General features: G+C 22.9%; 2 protein-coding genes, 1 rRNA gene and 1 pseudogene. All 4 read right to left on the bottom strand.

What is annotated here, in order from left to right:
- Positions 1-2,183 precede the first annotated feature (2,183 nt).
- Entirely contained in the window at positions 2,184-2,492 is a 309-nt protein-coding gene (locus Q5F54_RS09370) for a DUF3784 domain-containing protein (protein ID WP_281537858.1), read from the bottom strand.
- Between the two features lie 98 nt (positions 2,493-2,590).
- Positions 2,591-3,616 (bottom strand): annotated as a pseudogene (locus Q5F54_RS09365) (IS1595 family transposase).
- Positions 3,617-5,162: 1,546 nt separating this feature from the next.
- A complete protein-coding gene (locus Q5F54_RS09360) occupies positions 5,163-5,627 on the bottom strand; it encodes a hypothetical protein (protein WP_071121465.1) in 465 nt (154 codons plus the stop codon).
- Between the two features lie 618 nt (positions 5,628-6,245).
- Positions 6,246-6,362, bottom strand: a 5S ribosomal RNA gene (gene rrf / locus Q5F54_RS09355).
- Positions 6,363-6,475: the final 113 nt, after the last annotated feature.

Here is a 6,475-nt window from a genome sequence, read left to right as displayed (position 1 = left end):
GTTAGTTTCAATTCTATAAATTAACCTACTGTTTAATTTTCAAAGTTCATTTTTTAACTTTCTTAAGTTTATCAAAGTTATTTTTCTTTGTCAACTTATTTTTTTAAGTTATTTTCTCTTTGTTGCCCTTTCCTTAAGGACAAGTATAACTATACCATCCTGTTTTTATATCGTCAATACTTTTTTAATATTTTTTTTAGAAATATTTTACTCTATATTTTAACATTTTAAAGTTATTAACATAATCCACATACTACATAGCTTAATATTACATAAACAATCTATTTTTATTCACATTTATATCATAGTTATCAACAAAAAAATTTTATATATTTTTCATAGTATATTTTAATTATTATAATAAATTTAGCTATAATATAATTAATTTTCATCGATATAAATATTTATATTTTTTAGCATTAAGCTTCATTTTACATTCTATCATTTCATATTTTTAATCATTATCTAATGATAATCTATTGTTCCTTATTACATTCAGCTCTTATATTTATTTTATTTAATCAAGTTAATATATTCTCATATTCTATTGATATATATGTTATAGAAATAAACTCTTTATATTCATATTCTAAAAGCTTTAATATTTCAAAATATAAAATAAACTACTAAAACTTAATACTTATATAAATACAGTTGTTAAGAAAACTTAATTTGGTATATATCCTTTTAACTATCCATATATAAAATTTTAAGATATACCTTTCCTCAAAAAATCTTATTATTATTTAAATATTTACATATATACTATTCTTTATTTTAAAGATTATATAAATCTTAATCTAATATTCCTTCTACTTATATATAAATTAAAATGCCTATTTATTTTGATAAATTTAAGCTTTTAAATAAATTAACATTTTCTTTATTTAAAATCTATTTAAATGCAAATAATATGTACCTTCTATCTTCATTTATAAAACTTATATTTTCTTGCTTCTTTCATAATTTCTTCTGATACCTTCTCCAGACAAATCAACACATCTTTATAATTTCAAATATTTTATTTTTTATATAATATCAGTAGTATCTGCTTCATATACATTATATAAATTATATATTTGTGAATTATGGAATATCATAAAATTATGTACACTCACCTAAGTCAATATAATAAATCTTAATCCTATTCACATAGCATACTATAGAGCATTATATCCCATGATAATCTACTTTTCATAAAATTATCTACATTCTACTTAAGCTTATCTATACTTAACTCTACCTAAAGAACTAACTATTTTTTATTACTAAATTTACCTATAATAGCAACTAAATATTCTGTTATTCTCATATTTTTTCAATTTTTATTAAAATTGGACCTTTATTTCTAATACATGTAGGTCAAATTGTTCCTTATATAGAGAACCAGAAAAATACATATAAGATATTTATCACATAGTCATTTATGCTATCATATTATATTAATTATTCTTTCATATATCCTATTACCATCTCAAGTCTTATAGTTTATCTGGTAGATTATCCTATAACTCTATATATGGTATATAACATACATTGCTTAAATCATTGTATATAGCTTTTAGACCTAGTTCATAAAAACGCTTATATTATGATATACAAGTATATAAAATGAGTTAGTATAATAGTTTTTATCTGTAATATCTTTAATTCCACTATACAATGACTTATCTATACAAATTAACCATCCCAAAAATATTCATCTATAGTAAATATTAATTGAAATTTTAGATTATATTGTTTACTTTCATCTTCCACTCTTTGTATTATCTGAAATATTATTTTTAGACCTAATTCATGTATTTATCTATAACATACATAACCAATTGCTCTAGTTCTATATTACATTTATTTCATTATCATTTAAATTAATGCTTTTCATAAAGGCATATTATAAGAAAAATATTGATTTTACATATTAAGAAGAAATCACTATTCCCCATATATTAAATAAATTTATATATATAAGTTTTAATTAAAATACTTCATCAATTAAAGCTATTACGTTGTATTATTTAAAAGTACCATAGATAATAAAAGGATTTTATAATATAGAATTATCATTAGAACATATATATTTAAAAGGCTATGTTTTAATACAGTGTTGATATTAGAATCAATTTGAATAACAAAAAAGTAGAGGTATATCGACTGACATATCCCTACTTTTTGTTCACATTATATTAATTTTCTTTCAATCCATATTTATTAGTGCAATAAATTATTTTAATCACTAAAGCAACTACACTAATACTTTCTGCCGTATTAATTATATTTTCGTATTCTGGAACAACTACTCTAATTATTGCAAAAAATATAATAACTAATCCTACTAAGAACAGATTGTCTCCTGCTATTTTAGCCATTTTTTCTTCATCATGTTTTTTAGGATTAAATCCTGCTATTAAACTTGTCATTTTATATTTTTTAACACAAATACTCAATATTATCCCTAATAACCCAACTAAAATACTAATTATCAATCCAGCCATTTTACACTCCCCCTTATTTATAAATTATCAACTTCACAATATATAATAATTGCGTACTTGTTTTTATTATAGCATTATTTTTACCAATTTATCACCAATTACATAAACTCTGGTGTTCTCAATTTAAAATCCTTTATCTTCGTATAAGAGTATGCCACATTACTTTGTACAATAAAATTCTTAGTTTTAATAGAATCTCTGTCAGTTTCAAATACTCTTAGCCATTTAAACCATTGCATATAGTTTGAGATATACTTACTTGCAACACCGTTAAATCTCCCCATTCATTTTTTCAAATTACTGTGAAGGCTATTGATGTGTTGAATGTGGTAAATACCTTCTTTATGCTTACCTGTCTTTATGCGTTTATGGTCTAAATTGAAGTCTGAAGCAAATTTAATGTATGATTTATGGCTATCTGTGCATAATATAGAACTTTCTCCTATATGTCCTTTATAGAGTCTTTCAAGTTCTTTATGTGTCATTCTACCTTTACATAAAGGCTCTATTATTAAATTTCCCTGTCTATCTAAAGCTGTAGCAACACAAATCTGCTCTTTAGATATACCTCTCTTTTTAATCTCTTTACCTCTTTTACGAGATTTTCTTGGCATATTGGCAGTTCTTGTGCCTTTGAAACTCTCAGCAAAAAATACTTCATCTGCTTCTATTACTCCATCAACGTGTCCAGTACCTAAAAAATCACTTATACAATCAAGTATTTTATGTCTCCAAAAGAAACTTGTCGCTATGTTAATGCCTACAATTTTAGCCGACTTTCTTATTGATAATCCCATAATCATACATTTAGCATATTTAAGCCACTTATCTAAAGATTTCTTACTTCTATATGTTGCAGAGTTTGTAAAATCAGTAAAAGTCTTTCTACAATCTTTACAGATATATCTTTGCTTACCATTGTATTTACCGTTTCTTGAAATTGATTCAGAAGTACAATGAGGGCATACTTTACCCTTAGAAAATCTAAACTCTTTAACTTCTTCGCATACTTGTCCTACTTGAGAACCTAATACAATAAATTCTTCTAAGTATGATAATAATTCCTCTACTTGATTTAATGGTAATGTTTGTATATCTGTTAATATAGACTTTATACTTGGCATACTATAACCTCCGAAACATTGATATATCTATAGTATATCCTATAGACTAGAAAATATCCATTTTCAACATTTATCTAAAACATAGCCATTTAAAAAAACTTATTATTTCTTTAGTTCCAATTAGAGTATACACAATTGCAAAGAAAGTTAAAAAATATATAAAAACTATGAGTTAAATTCTTAAAATTAAATATTATAAGTATTAAGTTAAAAACTATTAGAGATATTAGAAATATATAGATATAAAAAAGGTTAGCTATCAAGTGGAACAAAAATTATTTATTATGTTTCACATGTAACACTATAAGCTTGATTAGATTTAATATATGCAACTTTTTCAGAACATCAAATAAGTAAGTTGAAAAATAATATTTCAATACAACTTCTCAAGGTTTACAAATATTTTTTTAAACTCTGTAACAGAATCTATTATATGTTTTGATAGTATATATATATTTATAGTAAAGCACTCATACTCAAGAATAAATGATTGCATTATATAATTGTATAATATAACTAATTTAAATACGTAAAAACCAAGTAGGAGCTCTAATTCATAGTTATTCTTAATTTGATATTATTGATATAAAAACTAATTATACTTGATTTAATCAAACTAATAAAATATACCTATATGGCATAGACTCTAAATAGATATTATACATATGGAATACATTTTAGGTTACTATTAAATAAAACTAAAAAACTTTATAAGTTCTTTGACTTAAGTTGTATAAAACTTAATTATGATATCTCAATATATACCGTGTTTTATAGAGTAATCAATTAATATACCATAGTTGATAAATAAAATAAAATTAAGTTAGATTATATCATTGTGCTCTTACTTATTTTTTATTGATGCCAATAGTAATCAATTAAATACAATAATATATAATGGATTTAGCTACAAATTTTGATATAAATCACTAGATAATAATAAGAACATATTAATATCAAATAAAAGCTTAATAAGGAATGTATATGAAAGAAGAACTAATAAATCTTTATGGTATAAATATAATAATACTCAAGAGATAAATTATTTATATGGTTATTAATATATAATAATATCTAAAACATGTACAAATAGATCCTATGAATCCTAAAATCGATTTATAGATATATAATATAAATTAAAAGTTCTTATTTAACTAGCATAAAGTTAATTATAAATTAATCTAGTTTTAGAGTTTATTTTTACTGTACAAGCTCTATCCCCATTACTCATTTTAAAATAAACTTTATCTATAAGAACATTTATAAAAAGTTTCTATATATCACCTATCCTAAAATAAAATCGATATTTTTAGTATTAAATAAATTTATAAACTTTTTAGTAAAAGCTTTAGTAATTTTATAATTTATTTTTTAGCTTTATTAGCTTACTTTGTGATAATAAGAGTTGAAAAATAACCATACCAAAGTGTTTTTAATAATTTAGCATGGTTATTTATCTAATTTGCTATAAATTGCTTGTGATCAATATTATTTCCTAAATTTAATTATTACAAATATGTCAAAGTCATTTTATAAACTATCTACTTTATCCTTTAAACATAAAATCATACTTATCTTTAATTGTATTTAATGTATTAAAAGTTCCTTCTATCTTATCATTAAAATCCTCTAATGAGTTTATACTTTCTATGTATATATATTCATTTGAACTAGATTTCGGGGGAATATCACATGAAATCAATGCTTCTATTTCTATACCACTAAAAAATAGCTTATCTAAACTTATTGAAACTAATTTATTAGATTTATTTTCTAAGATCAATTCAATTACACCATAATCATTTAAATATTGAACACTAATAGCACTTATTTTTAAGTCTTCATTTTCAACTAAAACTATAGGTTCATAAAATTCTCTTATATCTTTATTAAATTGAGCTTGTTCAGTTTCATTTTTATTATCTTGTTCACCTAAATTGTCACTACTACATCCTACTATTAATAATCCACAGAATATAGTAAGACATATTATATAAATCTGTTTTTTCATAAAATACCCCTCTAAAGAATTTTCTATTCACCTATATTATATCAAAAGTAAATTTATTTTACATTATATAACAATTACGAATGTTGGTTATATAATGTAACATTGTTTTTTATTAATAAATAGTCTAATAAATTTAAATTAAAATATATTAATTTAAGTTAATTTAATAACTATATTTTTGATAATAGTTCTAATTATATATGTATTTTTAATATCTGTATTTATAATGCATATATTTGATTTAGTCACTTTTCTTATTCTTTTTACTTATTTTCATAAACTTAAGGTAATCTAAATACTTAAATACACATTTACTAGAAACACAACTAAAAGTAATTATTCATATTTTAAGTCAACTATAAAGAAAATCAATTTTGTAAGTAGCTGTGATCGAACGTAGAACAGACAAAACCAATGAAATAAATTTCATTATGGTCGTAGACATACAACATTGATATAATATGGCGAATGAAGAGGATTAAAAGCTCCACCATATAGAGTAATATATAAAAGCCGCTGATATAAATTATATCAACGGCCTAATTTGGATTTAAATAAAATTGTGTTTTTGGATTTATAATGTCTTGGATTTATGTCTATAGACAATAAAAAAAGACTACGTGGCTACGTGCTACTCTCCCAGGCAGTTGCCCACCAAGTACCATCGCCGCTAAAGAGCTTAACTTCTGTGTTCGGTATGGGAACAGGTGTATCCTCTTTGCTATAATAACCACATAATCTTTAATTTAGAGTTAATACTCTGAAAACTGCATATCATTTAATTCCATCATTTATCTTGGTCAAGTCCTCGACCTATTAGTATCGATAAGCTAAATACATTACTGCAC

Origin of the sequence: uncultured Romboutsia sp., from assembly GCF_958366745.1 — a bacterium.
Classification (GTDB): Bacteria; Bacillota; Clostridia; order Peptostreptococcales; family Peptostreptococcaceae; genus Romboutsia; species Romboutsia timonensis.
Note: the sequence above shows the minus strand (reverse complement) of the source record. Positions and strands in the feature narration are given on the sequence as shown.